Source organism: Tenacibaculum sp. Mcav3-52 (assembly GCF_022347665.1).
Classification (GTDB): domain Bacteria; phylum Bacteroidota; class Bacteroidia; order Flavobacteriales; family Flavobacteriaceae; genus Polaribacter; species Polaribacter mesophilus.
Map to the genome: position 1 here is coordinate 1,273,845 of NZ_JAKRGE010000001.1, position 22,159 is coordinate 1,296,003.

Sequence of the window (22,159 nt, forward strand, 5' to 3'; positions counted from 1 at the left end):
TTTTTAGCATTATTACTTTTTATAAATGCCTCTAAAAACTTCTTGAGTCTTTTTATGGTCTTCATTTAGAAGATTCCAAACTTGAGTTACAGAACCATCTTTGTTTTTTGTCCAAGTAACCTGATTATAATAATTGCCTTTATCTTTTTTTATAAGATCACTTTTTAAAGTCATAGAATTATCTTTAAAACTACCTTTTAAAACTAATGAAAAACCAGTGTTATCAATCCAAACCTGATTCCAAGTATTATCTTTTTTATTGTAATAATTGTAGCTAGTCCCTTTATTTTTAGATGTTTTTGAATCCCAATTTTCTTGAATAGCACAGGCATTAGGCGTTTTTATAACATTATTGTGACCAATTAATTTTCCTTCAGTGTTATAAACATTCCAATTTCCGACCCAAAAATCAAATTGGGCATAACCTATTTCGTTACATGGTATTGTGGGGGCGTTTTGTGCTGAAATAATTGAAAAAAAAGAAGAAATTATAAAAATAGTTACATAAACAATAATCCGTACCATAATGCTTGGGTTTGATTACCACAATTTTACACATAAAATGAACCAATTTGTCTTTACAAAATGTTAAAAAAAGAATCCATTTTTTATATTACATTTGTTGTAAAACTTACTTACTATGCAAGATAGACCTTTGATTTTAGTTACGAATGATGACGGAATTACGGCTCCTGGTATTCGTATGTTGATTGAAATTATGAATAAAATAGGGGATGTAGTGGTGGTGGCTCCTGATAGCCCACAAAGTGGAATGGGGCATGCTATTACGGTGAATAATGTGTTACATTGTAATCCTATTACCATTGATGAAGGTCCACAAATAGAGTACAGTTGTTCTGGTACGCCTGCAGATTGTGTTAAAATGGCAAAAAATGAAATCTTAAATCGTACACCAGATTTATGTGTTTCAGGAATCAATCACGGATCCAATTCATCCATCAATGTAATTTATTCAGGAACCATGAGTGCTGCTGTTGAAGCTGGTATTGAAGGGATTCCAGCAATAGGTTTTTCTTTGTTAGATTTTGATTGGCATGCTGATTTTAGAGCTGCACGTAAGTTTATAGAGAAAATAGCGTTAAATGTTTTATTAAACGGATTACCTGATGGAGTAATTTTAAATGTAAACATTCCGAAGTTAAAAGAAGACGAAATTAAAGGAGTTCGTATATGTAGACAAGCGAACGGTTATTGGAAAGAAACGTTTGATAAACGTAAAAGTCCGTTTGGTAAAGAGTACTATTGGCTTTCAGGAGAGTTTATTAATAGAGATAAAGGACAAGATACGGATATCTGGGCGTTAGAAAATGGTTTTATATCGGTAGTGCCTGTTCAATTTGATATGACAGCACATCACGCAATTCAAAAGTTACACACATGGGACATATAAAAAAAGAAATACTAATAGGAATCATAGTCTCATTATTGGCAACAACTTGCGGCTTCTTTATTTATTTAGAGTACATTTCAGAATTTAGTATTTCAGAAACGATCTCTAAAATAAGAGAAGGAGGGGTATTAGGTTCTGTAATAGCTCTGGCAGCAATACCTAACTTATTTGTTTTTTGGGTGTTTTTAAAGAAAAAACAAGATTACAGAGCAAGAGGAGTGTTAATAACTACAATTGCTGTAGCTTTATTAACAGCATATTTAAAGTTTTTCTAATTTTAATACATGAAATATTACATTCTTGTAGGTGAGGCTTCAGGTGATTTGCACGGAGCTAATTTGATGAAGGCCTTGTTAAAGGAAGATCCGAAAGCTGACATTCGTTTTTGGGGAGGTGACCTAATGCAAGAAGTTGGCGGTACACTTGTTAAACATTATAAAGAGCGTGCTTTTATGGGCTTTGTTGAGGTGTTGATGAATTTACGAAAGATTTTAGGAATGATTTCTTTTTGTAAAAAAGATATTGCTCAATTTAATCCTGATGTAATAATTTTTATTGATAACTCAGGTTTTAACCTTCGTATAGCTAAGTGGGCAAGAAAGCAAGGTTTTAGAACCAATTATTATATATCACCACAAGTTTGGGCAAGTAGGGCAGGTAGAGTAAAAGATATTAAAAGAGATATTGACCAAATGTTTGTAATTCTTCCATTTGAAAAAGAGTTTTACAAAAAGTATGATTATAATGTTCGTTTTGTGGGGCATCCTTTAATTGATGGAATTGCAGGAAGAGAACAAGTTTCTATCGAAAAGTTTAGAAAAGAACACGACCTTGGACATAAGGAGGTTATAGCACTGTTACCAGGAAGTAGAAAGCAGGAAATAACAAAAATGTTATCAGTAATGCTTTCATTGGTAAAAGATTTTCCACAATATCAGTTTGTAGTGGCAGGAGCACCAAGTCAATCGTATGAGTTTTATAAAGAAATTATTGGAGATGCCAATGTGAAATTCATTAATAATAAAACGTATGACTTGTTAAGTATTTCACATGCTGCTTTGGTTGCATCAGGTACAGCAACACTAGAGACAGCTTTGTTTAAAGTACCTCAGGTAGTGTGTTATAAAGGAAGTAATATTTCTTATCAAATAGCTAAGCGAATAATAACATTAAAATATATATCGTTAGTAAATTTAATAATGGATAGAGAAGTGGTAAAAGAGTTGATACAAAATGATTTTACCAAAGAAAATTTACAGTACGAACTAACACGTATTTTAGAGTTAGAACATCGCCAGAAATTATTTTTGTCATATTTTGATTTAGAACAAAAATTAGGAGGAAAAGGAGCTTCAGAAAAAACAGCGAAGTTGATTGTTGCAGGAGTGAAAAAATAAAAAAGCATGATAAAAAAAATCTTATTTATATGTATAGTATCATTTTTAATGATTTCTTGTGGATCATCAAAAAATGTAAGTACTACATACCAAACAAGAACAAAAAAAGTAGCAAAAGTTAAGAAAAACACACAATTAGCAACAACTAAATCATCAAGCAAAGTTACAGTTGCAGATAAAATAGTATGGACAGCAGTTACTTATAAAGGTGTGCCATATCGTTTTGGAGGAATGACGAAAAGAGGAATGGATTGTTCAGGATTGATTTTTACTTCGTTTAAACAACGAAACATGCCTATCGCTAGAACGTCTCATCAAATGTATTTACAAGGAGAAAATATTTCTTTACGAGAAGTTCAAAGAGGAGATTTGTTATTTTTTAAAACCTCAAGAAAAAGAGGAAAAGTAAATCATGTAGGGTTGGTAACTTCTGTAGATAATGGAGATATTCGTTTTATACATTCAACTACATCACGAGGAGTAATAGTAACCTCGCTACATGAGAATTATTGGAAACGAGCTTTTATTAAAGCAAAACGGGTGTTGTAAAATGTTAAGAAATCAAATATAGTTTTTAGCATAAACATAACCTTTAGTTAAAGATAAAAATAATTTAATACTTTTGGAGAACCCTCTTAAATCTCTATAAAGTAAATGAAAATATTAGATGTAGTAATAATTGAAGATGAAGATTTAGCAGCAACTTCTTTAGAAAACTTATTGCAGAAAAGTCCTTATCCAATTTCTGTAAAAAAGCGGTTGGAAAGTGTAGAAGATTCAATTCTTTGGCTTAAAGAAAACACTTGCGATTTAATTTTAAGCGATATTCACCTTGGAGATGGTTATAGCTTTGAAATTTTTGAAAGGTTGAAAATTTCAATTCCTATTATTTTTACAACAGCTTTTGATGAGTATGCCATCAAATCATTTCAGTTTTTTGCTATAGATTATTTATTAAAACCCTACAGTGAAGAGCTACTTAATAAAGCCATAGAAAAATATGTAAACCTTAATGAGAATAAAGGATACACTGATAAGCTTGAGCAATTATTGTTACAAATGAACAGTAAAATACAGCATCAAAAAGAAAAAGAACGCTTTTTGGTGTCAAAAGGAAGTTTGTCTATTTCTATTAAAAGAGAGGAAGTCGCTTATTTTATGGCACAAGGAAAGTACTTGTTCTTGTTTACTTTTGATAACGAAAGTTACCTTTATGATGGAACAATTTCTAGTTTAGAAGAAGAACTATCTGAAAAATACTTTTTCAAGATTAATAGAAAATATATTATTCAACATTCAGCGATTAATAATATATCAAAATATAGTAATAATCGTATAAAAATAGAATTACAACCAAACTTAAATGTAGAAGAGATGCTTTTAGTGAGTGCTCAAAGAATTAAAGAGTTTAAAAAATGGTTGGATAATTAGTTCTTATGAAGTTTCCATTAAAAAAAAGAAAACATCAATACTACCTGCTGGTAAGTGTATCGTTAATAATATTATTTTTTATTGGATACGAATTAATAACAAATAAAATTACGTCAGAAGCAGAGAGGTTAGTAGAAGAAGCAACAACTCAAAACGTAAGAGAGAAGAAAGGAATATTACAATTTGATTTTAACGAGTTTGATAAGTTTATTTCAGGAGCAGAAAAGATTATAGATAACAGTACTGTATTAAAGAGAGAGCAACTTAAAAATCGATTGGTTTTTAATAGCGAGCTAGCTTTTTCTGAGGAAATTATTGATGCTAGTTTTATTTATTTTTTTAAAGAAAATGAGGCTGTATATACTTCTTTTTTAGGAGAAAAAAAACTTGAAAAAGAAATCCTACACGGGATTAGAAAATTAAAAAAAGAAAATCAGGTTTTTGAAGTAGTATCAACACAAAAAGATACTACGTATTACCAGAAAATTATTGTAAGAAAACAATCAGACAATACTACAATAGTATACGGCTACAGTATTAATTTATTAAAATATTGGAATTATTTTTCACAAAAATATAGTGTTTATGGAGGGTATGTTATTGTAACAGACAAAACAGGTGTTTGTATGTTGCATCCAGATACTAATTACATTGGAAAATATGAAAAGACATTTTTTAATACTATTTCACCCCAAAATATAATTAAAAAAACGAAGAGTAATGAATTGAAAAATAATGGGCCAATAAAAGTAACAGTAAAATCAGAGTATTTAAACCTAGAAGTGGTAAGATATTATGATGTGTTACAAGTAGGTAACTCTGAGTTAATTTTAATAACAAGTTTCCCTTTAAATATTTCAATCAGAGAATCTGTTAACGATATTAAACAATATTTATTATGGATGAGTTTGTTGGCATTACTAACCTTTATGTTAATATTAGCTTTTTCTCGAGGTCAACTAAGGAGTCAATATTTAAAAACGCTTCAGTACGAACAAGAAAGAAAACGATTGGCTATTAGTAACGAGCAATATCAACAAAAAAACGCACGATTACAATTAAGTCAATTACGAAAAAAGCTGAATCCTCATTTTCTATTCAACACCCTAAATTCTTTACATGTTTTAATAGGAGTAGATAAAAAAATGTCTCAGCAATTTGTATTAAAACTTTCAGAGGTATATAGGTATTTGTTAAAAGAAAGAGAAGCAAACTTGGCTACAGTAAAAGATGAATTACATTTTTTAGAGCAATACTTCTTTTTGCAAAAAATTAGATTTAGTAATAGTATAAATCTATCTGTTGTAGATAATAGTGGAGGAAAAGCTTTATCAAAAAAAATTCCTTTTTTAGCATTAGAAACATTGGTTGAGAATGCTATTAAACATAATGAAATAACAAAAAAAAATCCTCTTTTTATTAAAGTTTTAATTGAAGAAGACCAGATAATAGTAAGTAACAATTATAATCCAAGAAAAAATAAGAAAGAAGCAAGTTATAGCGTAGGCTTAGGGTATTTAAGTAATTTCTACGCATTTTATAACGTAAAATCATTTAAGACAGAGGTTTTTAATGAAGATTTTAAATGTTATATGCCTTTGTTGTCAAAATAATAAAATTCACTCCTTTATAAAGTAACTTCACTCTCATTTAGTTTTAATCAAACATCTTCATTTCTACATTTGGTTTCTTCTTAATAACAACATAATTTATGAAGGGGCATTCTCAAATGAAGAACATTAATTTAAAAGTACTTAGTTTATTCTTGGTGTTTTTTACCACAATGGTAGCAGCACAAAAGAAAGAAGAAGAAAAAACAGATACTATTAAAAGTACTAGTAAAGTTTCGTACAAGAAATTACAAAAAGAGGGAAACAAAAAAGAGGGACTGTTTAATATTTACAGATTAAAAGAAGACATCTACTTTGAAATCCCAGATTCATTGCTTTCAAAAGATTTTTTAATAGTAAATAAAATATCTCAAGTTCCTTATGAATTTAATGGGTACGGATTGAACAAGGGTATGGCCTATGAAACTAAATTAATTAGGTTTTATAAAGATACCTTATTAAATAAAGTGTGGGTAAAAACAATTAATCCAAGAGTAACTTCTCCAAAAAATAATGCAATAACTCGTTCAGTACGTAATAATTTTGGAGAGTCTATTATAGAAGGTTTTAAAATAGAGTCGGAAAATGAGAAAAAAACATCTGCGTTTATAAAGGTAAATAGAATTTTTAATGGCGAAGATAAGAGTTTTAATGATTTATTTTCTAATCTAGGTTTACTACTAAGTGTAAAAACAAAACTATCTAAAATAGATGAGTTAAAAACTTTTTCTAAAAATATTGTAGTAAAATCGCTTTTTACTACTTCTGTAAAAGAAGGTAACAGACCAGTTTTACAGCAATCAATTGGAGTTACAACCAATATAGTTTTGTTACCAACAAATATAATGAAACCACGTTTTGGAGATAAAAGAATAGGATATTTTAGTAAGCCTATGGATTATTATTCTGATAGTCAGCATGAAGTAGAACATCGTGAATTAATTACACGTTGGAGACTTGAGCCCAAAAAGAAAGATGTAGAGAAATATAAAAAAGGAGAATTAGTAACACCAAAAAAGCAAATTGTTTATTATATAGACCCAGCAACACCAAAAAAATGGGTGCCATACATAAAAAATGGAGTATATGATTGGAATAAAGCTTTTGAGCAGGCTGGGTTTAAAAACGCAGTAGTTGTAAAAGAGGTTACTAAAGAAGATAAAGATTTTGATATTGATGATGTTCGCTATTCGGTAATTACCTACGTGGCATCAGAAAGACAAAATGCTATGGGACCTTCTATAGTTGATCCAAGAAGTGGAGAAATTTTAGAATCAGATATTATTTGGTGGCATAATTTAATGAAAGGATTACACCAATGGATTCGCGTTCAAACCGGACCTATAAACCCAGAAGCAAGAGCTAATATTTTTTCTGATAAAATAATGGGAGAATCTATTAGATTTGTATCTTCTCATGAAGTGGGGCATACTTTTGGATTAAAACATAATATGGGGGCTTCTTTTAGTTATCCAGTAGACTCGTTAAGGTCAGCTAGTTTTACCAAGAAAATGGGAGGCACAGCACCATCTATTATGGATTATGCTCGCTATAATTATGTAGCTCAACCAGGTGATAATGTAACCGAAATTAGTCCAAAAATAGGAGTGTATGATAAGTATGCAATCAACTGGGGATATCGTTGGTTAGATATAAAAACACCTCATGAAGAGTTGCCCATATTAAATCAATGGCTACGAAAGCATGAAAACGATCCAATGTATTTTTATGGTCCACAACAAAGAAATATTATAGATCCAAGATCTCAAAGTGAAGATTTAGGAGATGATGCTGTGAAAGCAAGTAAGTATGGGTTAGAGAACTTAAGAAGAATAGTTCCAAACATTATTAAATGGACGTATGAAGAAGGAGAAGATTATTATAAGGCAGCAAAGCTTTATAAAGCGGTGATTGATCAATGGCAACTATACAGCGGACATGTAATGGCAAACATAGGGGGTATATATATAAATAACACAATACATGGAGATGGTAAAAACACTTTCGTTCCAGTACCAACCAAAATACAAAAAGAAGCACTCGATTATATCATAAAAGAAACAATTTTACCACAAAAATGGTTGTTTGCTCCAGATCTTATACACAAAGTATATCCAGTAAGAGACGCTCCTGATGGTGAACGTTTTTACTCTCCAATTTCCATGCACCGTGCTTATCAAACAAATATGATTTATCGTTTAATCGAAACAGATAGATTAATGCGAATTATTGAGAACAAAGTACTGGCTTCAGACAAAAATGATGTGTTTACAGAAGAGTACTTATTCAATGAACTTTTCGAGGCTATTTTTAAGAAAACGATTAATAACAAACCTATAGATATGTTTGATCGTATGACCCAGAAAAATTACGTGGATGTATTAACAGTAGATAGAAATATATTATTAAAGAAAACTAAAGAAACAAACTTAAAAAGTAAGAACTTCAAAAATGTACATTTCTCTTATATACCAAGGGTATCAGACGTAGGTTCAAACAAGAGAGCTGAATTAGAAAGAATCTTAAAATTATTAAAAAGAAAAAGAAAGAAAGGGGACAAGGCTACTCAAAATCACTACAATGATTTAATAGCTAGAATTGAATATAATTTGAATAATTAAGATGATGAACAAAAAAATAATTTACTTACTGCTTCTTATACCATTTTCGGTTTTTGCACAAAACACAAAAACGATTAGTGGAACGGTAATAGACGAAGCTAGAAATGAAACTTTACCGGGGGTTAGTATCTACGCTTCAACCAAAGTAATTGGTAACAAAACGAATATAGAAGGAGTTATTCAAGCTTCAATGATTGGAACAACTACTGATTTCGACGGAAATTTCTCTTTTAAAGCACCAAAGGAAACAAAATATATTATAATATCATATATAGGTTTTGAAACAGAGAAAATAAATGTAGAAAATAGAAGTACAGATATGATAATAACACTAAAAGAAAAGGAAGAGCTTTTAGGGGAAGTTATCGTAACAGGTTATCAAAAAATAGAGAAACGTAAAATTACGTCGTCGTTTGCAAAAATTAAAACAGATGATGTTAAAAGAGCAGGAACAGCTAATATTGATCAGATGCTTTCTGGAGAAATTTCAGGAGTACTTGTTCAACCAACTAGTGGCGCTCCTGGTGCACCCGCTAAAATTCAAATTAGAGGTACTTCAACTTTAAACGGTTCTTCTGATCCTTTGTGGGTTTTAGATGGAATTCCTTTACAAGGGAATGATATCCCTAAAGATTTTAGAGATAAAGATAATATTGATAACTTAAAATCTTTTCCAATTGCAGGAATCAATCCTGAAGATATTGAAGAAATAACAGTTTTAAAAGACGCCTCTGCAACCTCTATTTATGGAGCAAGAGCTGCAAACGGAGTAATTGTAATTACGACTAAAAAAGGTAAAGAGGGGAATATGAGGATAAACTTTAATGCGAGCACATTCTTAACTTTACGTCCTGATTTTGATAGGTTAAACTTGATGAATGCTTCTGAGAAAGTAGATTTTGAATTAGGTTTAGCTCGTAGATCAGACTTAACTTATCAAAGTGAAAGAGGAGAAGTTTCTCGTATTTTACAGGCCTATGGAGAATATAATAATTTCCAAAATAATGGTTTTTCAAGCATAAATCCGCTAGCTCAGAATGCAATTAATAGCTTAAGAAACAAAGATACTAATTGGGGGAATGAGTTGTATCAAGCGGCAATAAATCAACAATACGGATTAACACTTTCAGGTGGAAGTGAAAAATCAAGATATTACTTCTCTTTAGGATATTTTGATGAAGAAGGAACAACAAAAGGTACTGGTTTAAATAGATACAATCTTACGTTTAAAAATGACTATGATGTAAATGATAAATTAAATGTAGGAGTGTCTGTTTTTGCAAGTAGAAATAAAAGCACATCATATATTACTGGTGCAGATGCATACACTAACCCAGCAAATTACTCAAGAAGAGTAAACCCTTATTTCACTCCATACAACGCAGATGGAGGTTATAATTATGACCCAGACTTGATTGAAAGATCAGATTTAAATTTAAAATACAATCCATTAGAAGAAAGACAAAATACAAATCAAGAGTTAACATCTTATTCTATTAAACCAATAATTGATCTTACATATAAGTTTGATAATGCTTTAACATTATATACTCAATTAGGTATGCAGTTTGAATTTGATCAAACTGAAAAATTTGGAGATAAAAACAGTTACTACACTAGAAAATATAGATTTGGCTCTAGATACCAAGATGAAGACGGTAACGATGCCTTTTTTATGCCAGAAGGAGGTATTAATCAAAACTGGAATAGTGATGCTTTTCAATATAATTGGAAAACAACATTAAATTATAACACTTCTATAAATAATATTCATGAAGTTGATGTAATGTTAGGTACCGAGTTTAGAGAGGATAAACGAACTGAAATTCATACAAAAGGATTTGGTTTTAATACAAATACTTTAAGAACTATACCTATAACAGACGAAAGAGCTTTAGGAAATGAATTGTTTAACCCATATAAGAAAACAATTAATGAAAATGCTTACGCTTCTTTCTTCGGAACAGCTTCTTACACTTATGATAGAAAGTATACAGTATTTGGAAGTTTACGATATGATGGATCAAACTTATTTGGAGTAAATCCAGAGTTTAGGTACTTACCATTATGGTCTGTTGCAGGTTCTTGGAATGTAGCTAGAGAAAGCTTTTTTGATATAGATGCTGTTAATGAGTTTAAAATAAGAGGTTCATACGGGGTACAAGGAAATATAGACAAATCAACATCTCCTTTTGTAGTAGGGAATTATAAAGATGAAACTATTTTACCAGGGAATTCTGAACAAGGAATTAATGTAATATCTGCTCCTAACAAAGATTTACGTTGGGAAAAAACAATCTCATCAAATGTAGGGTTTGACTTAGGCTTATTTAATAATAGATTATACGTTTCAGCAGATTATTATTATCGTAAAAGTTCAGATTTAATAGGATTACAATCTATACCACTAGAATCTGGCTTTAATTTTATTAATACCAATTGGGCAACATTAAGTAATAAAGGTATTGAATTAGCAGTAAACTCTAGAAATATTATAAAAGATGATTTTAAATGGAGTACAAGTTTTAACATATCACATAATAAAAATAAAGTAGAAAAGATTCAAATTAGAGATAATGAATTAAAACCTTCTTTATTAGGATACGGAGTAAATGCAGTTTTTGCAATAAAAACAGCAGGTTTAGATAGTAATGGTTTGCCTCTTTTTTGGAAAGATGGAAAAAAAGTAACCGCAGTAGATTTTTATAATCTATCAGAAGGGGTTGATGGAAGCCAGTTAACAGAAGAAGAGCATAGAAATCTATATACGTATGTAGGTAACGGAGATCCTGAATTTAGTGGAGGTTTCATAAATAAATTTCAATACAAAGATTTTAGTTTAAGTGTTGCAACCAATTTTAACATAAACCAAACTATAAAACGAACACCTTCGTATCACCCAACGCAAATAAGCCCAACATATAACTATAATAAAGAAGTCTTAAAAGCAGGGACAGGAAGTTACCCAGCTTTTATAGGAAGTACAACACCAGGTTTTGAAACAGATTTAGTGTATAGTTGGTATCATACTTACGATACAGGTAATACATACAGAGATTTAGATATTTGGGTAGATAAAATTTCATACATAAGAATTAATAGTATAAAGCTTGGATACAATGTACCAAGCAGATATTTAGAAAGTATGAATGTTTCAAGATTAAGCTTTAACCTAGAAGGAAGAAATTTATTTGTTTTCGGAACAGATTATGACGGATATTTTGATCCAGAAACCTTTGGTAGTCCATATTCTCAACCAATACCAAAAATTATTTCTTTTGGATTTAATCTTTCTTTTTAAAAAATACAGTAATGAAAAAACATATATACATATTATTAATTAGCATAGTAAGCATCGTTTCTTGTGATGATTACTTAGATATAGAACCGGTAGGACAAGTAATACCAAAATCGGTTGAAGATTACCGAAGCTTTTTAACAACAGCTTATGCAACAGAAAAAAACAACCATATATTAACTACTTATAGAGCAGATGAACTACAGTTAAGCAAAAGCTCTGTAGGTTCAGAGCAGTATGAAGATATTTATTTATGGAATGATGCGAGTGCATCACCATTAACAACACCTTTTTCGTATGCTAGTTTCTATAAAATAATTTTTCATGCAAACCATGTTATAGAAAAAGAAACAGAAATTACTGGAGATGCAACAGCAATTACCCAATTAGTTGGGGAAGCTTACGCTTTACGAGCACTACAATATTTTCAGTTAATTAATTTGTATGCAAAGGCATACGATACAACAACAGCAAGTAATGACAATGGAGTTCCTATAGTTACTAAATATAACTTAGACCAAAAGTATGACATTCAATCAGTAGAAGAAGTATATACGCAAATACTAAGTGATCTTTCTAATGCCGAAGCACGTTTAAATATAGAACAGCAAGCTTCTGGTTTTAACTATAGATTTTCAAAAATTGCCTTAAAAAGCTTAAAAGCTAGAGTGTATTTGTATAAAAAAGAATGGCAAAAAGCTATTGACGTAAGTAAAGAAGCCTTAGCTATAAAAAATACAATACAAGACTTAAATTCAGATAGTTCAATAATGCCTTCAGAATTTAGTTCTGTAGAATCTATTTTAGCATTAGATCAAGTGTCGTCTTTTGACATAGCAAGTAATGCTGCGGTTTCTGATCAATTTTTAAATAAATATGATAGAATAAACGATTTAAGATTTAATATTTACTTTAAGAAAGACGGAACAGTTTACAGAGCTGCTAAAACAGCAGACCTTAAGTATAAATCAACCTTCAGAGTAGCTGAACTATACTTAACCTTAGCAGAAGCATATACACAATTAAACGAATTAACATTTGCAAAAGAGCAACTGTTAGTATTAGTAAAGAACAGGTATACACCAGCTAAAGTTATAACTTATACCACTTATATTAATTCATTAACAAAGCAACAGTTATATGAAGAAATATTAGACGAGCGTGCACGTGAATTTGCAATTGAGGGGCAACGTTGGAATGACTTAAAAAGAACTACACAACCTGAAATAACAAAGTGGTACGAAGGAAAAAATTATACCCTAAATAAAAATGACAGTAGGTATGTCGTTCAGTTTCCAAACGATGCTAAGATAAATAACCCAAATTTTTAAGATAAAAATATCCGGCAAGTATCAAACGGATAAAAATAAATTGATACTTAATTACTAATTATTTAAATATTTACATTATGAAAAAAGTTTTCCCTTTTTTGTCTTTAATTATTGCACTTGTAATAGTAAGCTGCTCTAGTGATGATAACGATAAAGTAGTACAATCATCTTTAAACAGTATTACAAGTTTTAAAATAAACTTTGAAGGCTTAAGTGAAGATGATGTTATATACGATTTAGGAAATAACATTACAATAAGTGTTCCTTTTAAAACAGATATTACAGGTTTAGTTCCTAATATTACCATATCAGATAAAGCTATTATTTCACCAGCCTCAGGAGAAGCGGTAAATTTTGTTGACGGTGAAGCAATGCCTTTTACTGTTACTGCAGAAAATGGTGATGAGAAAGTATACAATGTTACTATTAATATTCGTGGAGAAGTAGGTAGTGGTTCTAAAATAAAGACTTTCCTTTTTAAAGACGATTATAGCGAGAGTTTAACTACTTATACATATGATGATGTATCTAACTTTATTAAGTCATATGAAATTGAAGAAGGTGGAGCAACTACAACGTACACATTGGTATATGATGATAAAAACCAAGTAATAGAAGTTAAAACTGATACGAAAAGTACAATTTACACTTACAATGATGCAGGTTTAATTGTAAGCGCTATTGAAAAAAAAGATGGTAAAGAGGTTTATACTTATACCTACACTTATGATTCTGATAATAGATTAGAAAAGAAGGTAAGGGTAAACAAAGAAAATGATAAAATAACTAATACAAGTTATGTATACAACAAAGAAGGAAATGTAAAGTCTCAAACTATTGGAACTGAAACATTGGAAAACACTTATGATGATAAAAATAATCCTTTTAAAGGTGTTTATCCATCAGCTTTTTCAAAGATAAATATAGGAATAGGGTTAGATGCAGTAAACGTAAACAACCCAACACAAGGTAGTTTTTCAAGTGATACACCTGTAACGTACACATATAACACAGATAACTATCCTGTAACAGCGTCATATGTAGTATTTGGATTCATTAACACTGACATTACGTACACTTATTTTGATTAATTGATTATTCCCCTAGTTAAGCACTCTTAGAATTTATTTTAAGGGTGTTTTTTTATGCAAATTTATAATGAATAAAGTAACCATATTATTAATAGCCATTTTACTAGTAACTTGTAAAACAAGTGCTATAAAAAATGAAGACATAGTTCTAGAATTAACTAAAGAAGAACAGTTAAATAAATTATATCAAGAAAAAATAAAACCTCTGTTTAGTTCATATATTGATATAAAAATACCTAATGAATTTAGGATAGATAAGAATGACAACTCTATTAATGCTGGAGCAGCAGATAATTATATTGAAGTAAGTCAAGGATTAGTAGATTATGATAAAGATTATATAAAAGTTTATGTACTATCTCACGAGATAGGTCACATCGTAACACTTAATCAAGCAAAAAAGTTTAGATTTGGTTTACAAATACCTTCTGGGATTGAAACAAATGATTATAAAAAAGCAGAGTATTTAGCAGACTTAATTGCGATACATTTAATGCTAACCCAAGAGAAAACTTTAGGAGAAGAATTAAAACAGAATTTAGAAGTAGTTCAATCTTTATTAGGGCCAGAAATATTTACACATCCAAGTGCTGTAGATAGAGTAGAGCTAATGAATTTGTATATTGAAAAAAGCTCTAAAGAAGATCCTAAAGTAGCTTTTAAAGAAATTTTTGAAAAGGTATGGAATATGGATTAAAACAAAAGCGCCCCATAGGGCGCTTTTGTTACTTTCTTATTAGCTCAATTCCTTAATTCAACATTTGCCACAATTTATCCTTGAGCTCCATTAAGCCTTGTTGAGCTACAGATGAAATAAATAACGCTTCAATGCCTTCTGGTAATTCTTGTTTAATTTCTTCTTTCAATTCGTCGTCTAGCATATCTGATTTTGATATAGCTAATAAACGGTCTTTATCCAATAATTCAGGATTGTGTTTGCGAAGCTCATTCAATAAAATTTCATACTCCTTTTTTATATCCTCGCTATCAGCAGGAATTAAAAAGAGTAGGGTAGAGTTACGTTCTATATGACGTAAAAAGTGATGCCCTAAACCTTTTCCTTCAGCAGCTCCTTCAATAATCCCAGGAATATCTGCCATTACAAAACTTTGATGATTACGATATTCCACAATACCTAAATTAGGTTTTAGGGTTGTAAATGCATAATCAGCAATTTTAGGTTTGGCGGCGGTAATAACAGATAATAAAGTTGATTTTCCTGCATTAGGGAAACCAACTAAACCAACATCAGCTAAAATTTTTAATTCAATACGATACCAACCTTCTTGTCCGTCAATACCTGGCTGTGCATAACGAGGAGTTTGATTGGTTGATGACTTAAAATGCCAGTTACCACGACCACCTTTACCACCTTCTAATAAGATGATTTCTTGTTCGTCTTCAATAACTTCATGTAAAATTTCGTCAGTATCAGCATCACGGATAATAGTTCCTAATGGAACAGGAATTATAACATCAGCACCATCATGTCCAGTACTTCTACTGCTACTACCATCACCACCGTGTTCAGCTCTAAAATGACGTTTAAATTTTAAATGGAAAAGTGTCCACATATTTTTATCGCCACGTAATATAATGTGACCACCTCGACCACCGTCACCACCATCAGGTCCACCTTTCGCAATGTATTTTTCGCGATGTAAGTGTGCAGATCCACGACCACCTTTACCTGATGATGCGTAGATTTTAATATAGTCGACAAAATTTCCTTCAGTCATTGTTCGTTGTTTATTTGTTGAATTGTTAAAAAGCGATAATTGTTATTACTTTAACAATTAAACAAGTGTTTGTTATAGTGTATCAAATACGTCTGATAAACGTTGTGTAATTTCTTCAATAGAGCCAACTCCGTTTACTCCGTAGTAGTTGTTTTGTGTTTGGTAATAGTCTTTTAAAACAGCTGTTTTAGTGTTGTATTCATTAAAACGATTACGGATTTTACTTTCATCCATATCATCAGAACGACCACTAGTTTTTCCTCTTTCTAAGATACGTTCAACTAACAAGTCTTCTGGTACTTCTAAAGCAACCATTCCGTTAATACGTTCTCCTTTTTCAGCTAAAAAAGTATCTAAAGCTTTTGCTTGAGATTCTGTACGAGGAAATCCATCAAAAATAAATCCTGCAGAATCTGCATTTTTGTTCACCTCTTCTTTCAACATATTAATGGTAACTTCATCAGGAACTAAATCTCCAGCATCAATATATGTTTTTGCTAATAATCCTAATTCAGTTTTATTTTTAATATTAAATCGGAATACATCTCCTGTTGAAATGTGTACTAAATTGTATTTTTCTTTTAAAACTTCTGCTTGAGTACCTTTTCCTGCACCTGGAGGGCCGAATAATACGATGTTTTTCATTTTTGGTGGTGTTGTTAATTGATAAATAGCAGGCAAGTTTCTACCATAACCTTTGTAATCTAATCCGTAACCTACAATAAATTTATCTTCAATACTTTTTCCAATATAATTTATATGTAGCTCTTTACGGTAAACATCAGGTTTGTAAAAAAGTGTTACTATTTTTAGTTCTTTTAATTTTCTTGTTTTAAAGATTTCATAAATCTCTTGAAGGGTTGTGCCAGTATCAATAATATCTTCTAAAATAATAACGGTACGACCAGATAAATCTTCATTAAGACCAATTAAGCTCTTTACATTTTCTGTTGAAGAAGTGCCTTGGTAAGAAGACAATTTAACAAAACTAATTTCACAGTTTCCTTTATATTCACGTAAAAAATCGGCAGTAAAAACAAAGCACCCGTTTAAAATTCCTATGAAAATAGGAACTTCATCAGAAGGTAAATCTTTTCTTACTTGCTCAGCTAAAGAACTAACAATATTAGAAATTTCATCAGCTGAAATGAATTCTTTAAAATATAAATCGTGGAGTTTTGTAATTTTCATCAGACTGCAAAGATAGTTGCTTGATATTAAATGAAAAAACCGTTTTGAAGTTTATTCAAAACGGTTTTATGTATGTTTTTATTTAAGTTACTTGTTTTCTTCTTTTTTAGAAACGTCAAACATAATTGGCGTTGCAACAAATAAAGAAGAGTAAGTACCTACTACTACACCTACGATTAATGCGAACATAAATCCTTTAATACTGTCCCCTCCAAAGAAGAAGATAGCTAACATTACAAGTAATGTTGTTAAAGAGGTGTTGATAGTCCTTCCTAATGTACTGTTTAATGCTTTGTTTACTAAACTAGCAGTAACAGAGTTTTTGCCTTCTGTAAACTCTCTAATTCTATCAAAAATTACCACAGTATCATTTAATGAGTATCCTACTACTGTTAAAATTGCTGCGATGAATGATTGACCAATTTCCATATCAAATGGCATGAATTTGTATAGTAAAGAGAATACACCCAATACTACTAACACATCATGAAAAACAGCTACTACTGCACCAATAGAGTATGCCATTTTTCTAAAACGTAATAAGATGTATAAGAAAACTACGATTAACGATCCTAAAACTGCCCATAAAGCTGATTGCTTAATATCATCTGCAATAGTAGGTTCTACCTTAATGTAGCTCATAATTCCGTTTCCTGATTTTTCAAAACCAGGTTTAAAGTTTTCGTAAGAAGTGTCTCCTAAGTATGGTTTTAATCCTTGATATAAAGCGTTTTGAACTTGTTCATCTACATTAGTACCTTCTTCATCAATTTTGAAGGCAGTAGTAATTTTTAATTGGTGATCAGAACCAAAAGTTTTTACTTCTGGAGCTGTACCAAATACTTCTTTCAGCTGCTCTGATACCTCATTACCTTTCATGGCTTCGTCAAAACGTACCACATAAGAACGTCCTCCTTTAAAGTCTACCCCTTGCTTTAAACCTACAGTAAAAATAGAAGCTAAGCCTACTACGATAAAGAATCCTGAAATTATATAAGCTATCTTACGCTTTTGTAAGAATTCAATATTAATATTTTTAAACCAGTTTTTAGAGAAACCAGTATTAAAAGGTAACTTAGTTCCTTTTTCAACAGCACCGTCAATAAATAAACGAGTAATGAATACAGCTGTAAATAAAGAAGTAGCAATACCTATCATCAGTGTTAAAGCAAAACCTTTAATTGGTCCTGTACCGAAAGTGTATAAAATAATACCAGTTAATAAAGTAGTAATGTTAGCATCAATAATTGCAGATAACGCTCCTTTAATACTAAATCCTTCATCTACTGATTCACCTAAGTTTTTTCCACCGTTTAAGGCTTCTTTAATTCTTTCAAAAATAATTACGTTTGCATCTACTGACATACCTATGGTTAAGATAATACCAGCAATACCAGGTAAGGTTAATACTGAATTAAATGAAGCTAAAATTCCAAAAATAAATAAGATGTTAACTACTAAAGCAATGTTAGCATAAATACCAGCTCTACCGTAGTATAAGAACATCCAAACCAACACTAAAATAATAGCTAACCCGAAAGACCACATACTTGCATCAATAGACTCTTTACCTAATGATGGTCCAACTACTTCAGCTTGAATAATACGAGCAGGAGCAGGTAGTTTACCAGCTTTTAAAACTGTTGCAATATCTTGTGCCTCAGTTACTGTCATGGTTCCTCCTGAAATTTGAGTACTACCACCAGTAATAGCTGCATTTACAACAGGAGCAGTATATACGTAGTTGTCTAATACCACAGCAACGAACTTACCAATATTTTCGCTAGTCATTTTTGCCCATTGCTTAGTACCGGAACCATTCATTAACATGGATACTACAGGTTTACTCAATTGATCGTATTCTTGTTTAGCATCTGCAATTACATCACCACCAATAGGAGCTTTATCTTTTCGGTTAGATTTTATTGCATACAAACCAATAATCTCTGTTCCATCAGCTCCAGCTTGAGTTTTGTAATCCCATAAAAACTTTGTATATTTTAAGTTGTTAGGTAATAAAGCTCTTACCTCCTTGTTCTGTAAGAAACTATTTACTTTCGCAGTATCTTGAACTCTAGCTTGTGCAACTAACGAGCTCACTTGTTGTGGACTCTGAGCTACATTAGGGTATAAATAAGTAAATAAGTTCTTTTGAGTTTCAACTTTTGTAGAATCAGCAGATTCACCCAATAAATCATCAATATCATTGTCTGCCTTAGCAGTATCTTTCACTTGTTCAGTTGCAGAATCATCTTTTAACATTTCAGCAACTTTAGCGTTTGCTGTAAAGAAAAAGTTTTGAACATCTGCATTCGTGTGTACTTCCCAAAACTGTAATTCAGCAGTACTTTGTAATAGTTTTTCTACACGATCAATATCTTTAGCACCTGGTAATTCTACTTGAATTCTACCAGAGTTTCCAATACGTTGAATGTTCGGTTGTACAACTCCAAATTTATCAATACGGCTACGTAATACTTCAAAAGCAGTGTTGATAGAAGTGTTTATTTCTTCTTGTAAAGTCGATTTAACCTGCTCGTTTGTTTTGTTGAAGTCTATTTTATCACGTAAAGCCTTTGTTCCAAAAATGCTAGGGTCACTTAATTTAATACTACCATTACTTAATTTTTCGAACTCGTTGTAGAATAAATCTAAGTAATTCTCTTGGCTATCTTTTTGAGCTTCATCAGCATTCGTTAATGCTTGCTTAAAAGTTGTGTTTTGAGAATCGTCAGACAATCCGATTAAGATATCTTTTACTGATACCTGTAAAATTGCGTTAATACCCCCTTTTAAATCAAGACCAAGGTTCATCTCCTTGTTTCTGATATCATTGTAAGAGTACTTTGCAAATCCTAAATTTACTATCTCTTTGTTAGCTACGCTATCTAAGTATTTTCGTTCATATCTTGCTAGAGCTCTACCGTTGTTATCACTAACATTAGCTTTAGCATATTGTTTCGCACTATCTTCTACCTTATTGGCAAAGAATGTAAACGATAACTGATAAATACTCACTAGACCAAAAAGTATAGCAAATAATTTAATTAATCCTTTGTTTTGCATTGTAAATAATTTAAATCGACTTTATTTTAAAAACGTGCAAATATAGCGTTTCGTTAAAAGAAAAGCCAATTCTTTTATCATATTTATGTGATTAGATAATAAATAGGGAATATTTGCTAACAAATGTCAGTTTTTAGGGGGATTATATTACGTATATTTACCTATTTTTTAGCAAAATAAATAACTTAAAAATTTTAAATAATTTGCCATGGCGCATTTAACAGATATCGAAATTGCTCAAGCAAAAGAATTACAACATATTAAACATATAGCAAGTAAATTAAAAATTAAAGAAGATGATTTAGAAATGTATGGGAAATACAAAGCTAAATTACCTTTAAGTTTAATAAACGAAGAGAAAGTAAAAGAAAATAACTTAGTGTTGGTAACAGCACTAACACCTACGCCAGCAGGTGAAGGAAAAACAACTGTTTCTATAGGTTTAACAGAAGGATTAAATAAAATAGAAAAACAGGCAACTGTAGTATTGAGAGAACCATCATTAGGACCTGTTTTTGGAATTAAAGGAGGGGCAGCCGGAGGTGGACATTCGCAAGTTGTACCAATGGAGGATATAAACTTACATTTTACTGGAGATTTCAACGCTATAGAGAAAGCAAATAATTTACTGTCAGCTTTAATAGATAACAATTTACAGAGCAGCACTGATAATTTAAATATCGATCCTCGTACGATTTTATGGAAACGCGTGATTGATATGAACGATCGTTCGTTACGTCAAATTACAATTGGTTTAGGAGGAACGGCAAATGGAATACCACGCGAAGATGGATTCAACATTACACCAGCATCAGAAGTAATGGCTATTCTTTGTATGGCAACTTCTTTTGATGATTTAAAAGAACGCTTAGGGAGTATTTTTATTGGGTTCACTTTTGATAAAAAGCCAGTTTTTGCACGTGATTTAAAAGCACAAGATGCAATGGCTATTTTGTTAAAAGATGCAGTAAAACCAAATTTAGTACAAACCTTAGAAGAAAATCCGGCAATTATTCATGGTGGACCTTTTGCAAATATAGCACAAGGTACTAATACAATTATTGCAACTAAAATGGGGTTGTCGTTATCAAATTATGTAGTAACAGAAGCTGGTTTTGGAGCTGATTTAGGAGCAGAAAAGTTTCTAAATATAAAATCACAATATGCAGGGTTAAATCCTAAATGTGTGGTTCTAGTTGCTACTATTAGAGCATTGCGCCACCATGGAGGATCATCAAAAGAAGAATACAATAGCCCAAGATTAGAGCGTGTACAAAACGGATTTAAAAACCTAGAAAAGCATATAGAGAATATTAGAAAATTTAATATTGAACCTGTAGTAGCTATCAATTCTTTTATTTCAGACACTGAGGAAGAAGTTAATTATGTGATTGATGCTTGTGCTAGTTTAGGTGTACAAGCAGTTGTTTCAGAAGGATGGGCAAAAGGAGGTGAAGGAACTAAAAAATTAGCTGAGGCTGTTGTTGATGTAGTTGAAAACAAAGCTACCCAATACAAACCGTTGTACGATTGGAAAAGTCCTGTAAAAGAAAAAATAGAAAAGATTGCCAAAGAAATTTATGGAGCAGATGCTGTAACCTATGATAAAAAAGCTGAGTTAAACTTGCGAAGAATTGATCGTTTAGGTTTTAATGACTTTGCTGTTTGTATGGCAAAAACTCAAAAGTCATTTTCAGATAATGATAAGTTAATTGGAAGACCAGAGGGGTTTACAGTAAATGTTAGAGAAATAGAAATAGCAGCAGGAGCACAATTTATAATTCCAATTTTAGGAAAAATGATGCGTATGCCTGGGTTACCCGCAACTCCAGCATCAGAAAATATGACAATAGATAACAAAGGGCTAATTTCTGGTTTGTCATAGGTGTTTTTTACGTTTATAACTTAAATGTGTTTTCATGTTAAAAGAGAGCCAAGTTTTAAAAAGTAATAATAGTTATTAATAAATAAGT

At 31.0% G+C, this 22,159-nt stretch carries 16 protein-coding genes; 12 read left to right on the top strand and 4 right to left on the bottom strand.

What is annotated here, in order from left to right:
• Positions 1-12 precede the first annotated feature (12 nt).
• Complete coding sequence (locus tag MHM83_RS05870; RefSeq protein WP_239178770.1) at positions 13-525, bottom strand: hypothetical protein; 513 nt, start codon at positions 523-525, stop codon at positions 13-15.
• A gap of 115 nt (positions 526-640) precedes the next feature.
• Between MHM83_RS05870 and surE the strand changes: the two genes are divergently transcribed.
• From surE to MHM83_RS05925, 11 genes are all read left to right on the top strand, one after another.
• Positions 641-1,411, top strand: coding sequence for a 5'/3'-nucleotidase SurE (surE, locus tag MHM83_RS05875; protein ID WP_047790531.1), 771 nt, complete (start codon positions 641-643; stop codon positions 1,409-1,411).
• Complete coding sequence (locus MHM83_RS05880; protein ID WP_125345607.1) at positions 1,399-1,686, top strand: hypothetical protein; 288 nt, start codon at positions 1,399-1,401, stop codon at positions 1,684-1,686. The genes surE and MHM83_RS05880 overlap by 13 nt, the downstream gene beginning before the upstream one ends.
• Positions 1,687-1,695: 9 nt before the next feature.
• Positions 1,696-2,808: a lipid-A-disaccharide synthase gene (lpxB, locus tag MHM83_RS05885; RefSeq protein ID WP_173360967.1), complete on the top strand. Its 1,113-nt coding sequence runs from the start codon at positions 1,696-1,698 to the stop codon at positions 2,806-2,808.
• A 6-nt stretch (positions 2,809-2,814) separates the two neighbouring features.
• Positions 2,815-3,357, top strand: coding sequence for a C40 family peptidase (locus MHM83_RS05890; protein WP_239178772.1), 543 nt, complete (start codon positions 2,815-2,817; stop codon positions 3,355-3,357).
• Positions 3,358-3,462: 105 nt separating this feature from the next.
• Positions 3,463-4,239 (top strand): LytR/AlgR family response regulator transcription factor, encoded by a 777-nt coding sequence (locus tag MHM83_RS05895; protein ID WP_159494844.1) that lies wholly within the window; start codon positions 3,463-3,465, stop codon positions 4,237-4,239.
• A 5-nt stretch (positions 4,240-4,244) separates the two neighbouring features.
• Positions 4,245-5,852 (top strand): sensor histidine kinase, encoded by a 1,608-nt coding sequence (locus MHM83_RS05900; RefSeq protein WP_073184406.1) that lies wholly within the window; start codon positions 4,245-4,247, stop codon positions 5,850-5,852.
• A gap of 98 nt (positions 5,853-5,950) precedes the next feature.
• Positions 5,951-8,470: a zinc-dependent metalloprotease gene (locus tag MHM83_RS05905; protein ID WP_239178774.1), complete on the top strand. Its 2,520-nt coding sequence runs from the start codon at positions 5,951-5,953 to the stop codon at positions 8,468-8,470.
• A gap of 1 nt (position 8,471) precedes the next feature.
• The gene (locus MHM83_RS05910; RefSeq protein ID WP_370641901.1) at positions 8,472-11,771 is read left to right on the top strand and encodes a SusC/RagA family TonB-linked outer membrane protein; all 3,300 of its coding nucleotides are present in this window, start codon (positions 8,472-8,474) and stop codon (positions 11,769-11,771) included.
• An 11-nt stretch (positions 11,772-11,782) separates the two neighbouring features.
• Positions 11,783-13,099, top strand: coding sequence for a RagB/SusD family nutrient uptake outer membrane protein (locus tag MHM83_RS05915; RefSeq protein ID WP_073184410.1), 1,317 nt, complete (start codon positions 11,783-11,785; stop codon positions 13,097-13,099).
• A gap of 77 nt (positions 13,100-13,176) precedes the next feature.
• A complete protein-coding gene (locus MHM83_RS05920; protein ID WP_239178776.1) occupies positions 13,177-14,190 on the top strand; it encodes a hypothetical protein in 1,014 nt (337 codons plus the stop codon).
• 67 nt (positions 14,191-14,257) lie between these two features.
• Entirely contained in the window at positions 14,258-14,887 is a 630-nt protein-coding gene (locus MHM83_RS05925; protein WP_239178778.1) for a hypothetical protein, read from the top strand.
• A 52-nt stretch (positions 14,888-14,939) separates the two neighbouring features.
• Here the strand turns inward: MHM83_RS05925 and obgE are convergent, their stop codons facing one another.
• The 3 genes from obgE to secDF all read right to left on the bottom strand — a co-directional run bounded on the left by obgE (position 14,940) and on the right by secDF (position 20,186).
• Positions 14,940-15,929, bottom strand: a complete 990-nt coding sequence (gene obgE / locus MHM83_RS05930; protein WP_073184416.1) for a GTPase ObgE — start codon at positions 15,927-15,929, stop codon at positions 14,940-14,942.
• Between the two features lie 72 nt (positions 15,930-16,001).
• The gene (locus MHM83_RS05935; protein WP_239178780.1) at positions 16,002-17,120 is read right to left on the bottom strand and encodes an adenylate kinase; all 1,119 of its coding nucleotides are present in this window, start codon (positions 17,118-17,120) and stop codon (positions 16,002-16,004) included.
• An 87-nt stretch (positions 17,121-17,207) separates the two neighbouring features.
• Positions 17,208-20,186, bottom strand: coding sequence for a protein translocase subunit SecDF (gene secDF / locus MHM83_RS05940; RefSeq protein WP_239178782.1), 2,979 nt, complete (start codon positions 20,184-20,186; stop codon positions 17,208-17,210).
• A 208-nt stretch (positions 20,187-20,394) separates the two neighbouring features.
• Here secDF and MHM83_RS05945 point away from each other — a divergent pair, with 208 nt between their 5' ends.
• Positions 20,395-22,071: a formate--tetrahydrofolate ligase gene (locus MHM83_RS05945; protein WP_073184419.1), complete on the top strand. Its 1,677-nt coding sequence runs from the start codon at positions 20,395-20,397 to the stop codon at positions 22,069-22,071.
• The last annotated feature ends 88 nt before the right edge of the window (positions 22,072-22,159 follow it).

Bases quoted from the DNA above. Each gene is read 5' to 3' on its own strand.
- secDF (WP_239178782.1), bottom strand. From the start codon at position 20,186: ATGCAAAACAAAGGATTAATTAAATTATTTGCTATACTTTTTGGTCTA.
- MHM83_RS05890 (WP_239178772.1), top strand. From the start codon at position 2,815: ATGATAAAAAAAATCTTATTTATATGTATAGTATCATTTTTAATGATT.
- MHM83_RS05905 (WP_239178774.1), top strand. From the start codon at position 5,951: ATGAAGGGGCATTCTCAAATGAAGAACATTAATTTAAAAGTACTTAGT.
- MHM83_RS05880 (WP_125345607.1), top strand. From the start codon at position 1,399: ATGGGACATATAAAAAAAGAAATACTAATAGGAATCATAGTCTCATTA.
- MHM83_RS05945 (WP_073184419.1), top strand. From the start codon at position 20,395: ATGGCGCATTTAACAGATATCGAAATTGCTCAAGCAAAAGAATTACAA.
- MHM83_RS05910 (WP_370641901.1), top strand. From the start codon at position 8,472: ATGATGAACAAAAAAATAATTTACTTACTGCTTCTTATACCATTTTCG.
- MHM83_RS05870 (WP_239178770.1), bottom strand. From the start codon at position 525: ATGGTACGGATTATTGTTTATGTAACTATTTTTATAATTTCTTCTTTT.
- MHM83_RS05895 (WP_159494844.1), top strand. From the start codon at position 3,463: ATGAAAATATTAGATGTAGTAATAATTGAAGATGAAGATTTAGCAGCA.
- MHM83_RS05935 (WP_239178780.1), bottom strand. From the start codon at position 17,120: ATGAAAATTACAAAACTCCACGATTTATATTTTAAAGAATTCATTTCA.
- obgE (WP_073184416.1), bottom strand. From the start codon at position 15,929: ATGACTGAAGGAAATTTTGTCGACTATATTAAAATCTACGCATCATCA.
- MHM83_RS05915 (WP_073184410.1), top strand. From the start codon at position 11,783: ATGAAAAAACATATATACATATTATTAATTAGCATAGTAAGCATCGTT.
- lpxB (WP_173360967.1), top strand. From the start codon at position 1,696: ATGAAATATTACATTCTTGTAGGTGAGGCTTCAGGTGATTTGCACGGA.
- MHM83_RS05900 (WP_073184406.1), top strand. From the start codon at position 4,245: ATGAAGTTTCCATTAAAAAAAAGAAAACATCAATACTACCTGCTGGTA.
- MHM83_RS05925 (WP_239178778.1), top strand. From the start codon at position 14,258: ATGAATAAAGTAACCATATTATTAATAGCCATTTTACTAGTAACTTGT.
- surE (WP_047790531.1), top strand. From the start codon at position 641: ATGCAAGATAGACCTTTGATTTTAGTTACGAATGATGACGGAATTACG.
- MHM83_RS05920 (WP_239178776.1), top strand. From the start codon at position 13,177: ATGAAAAAAGTTTTCCCTTTTTTGTCTTTAATTATTGCACTTGTAATA.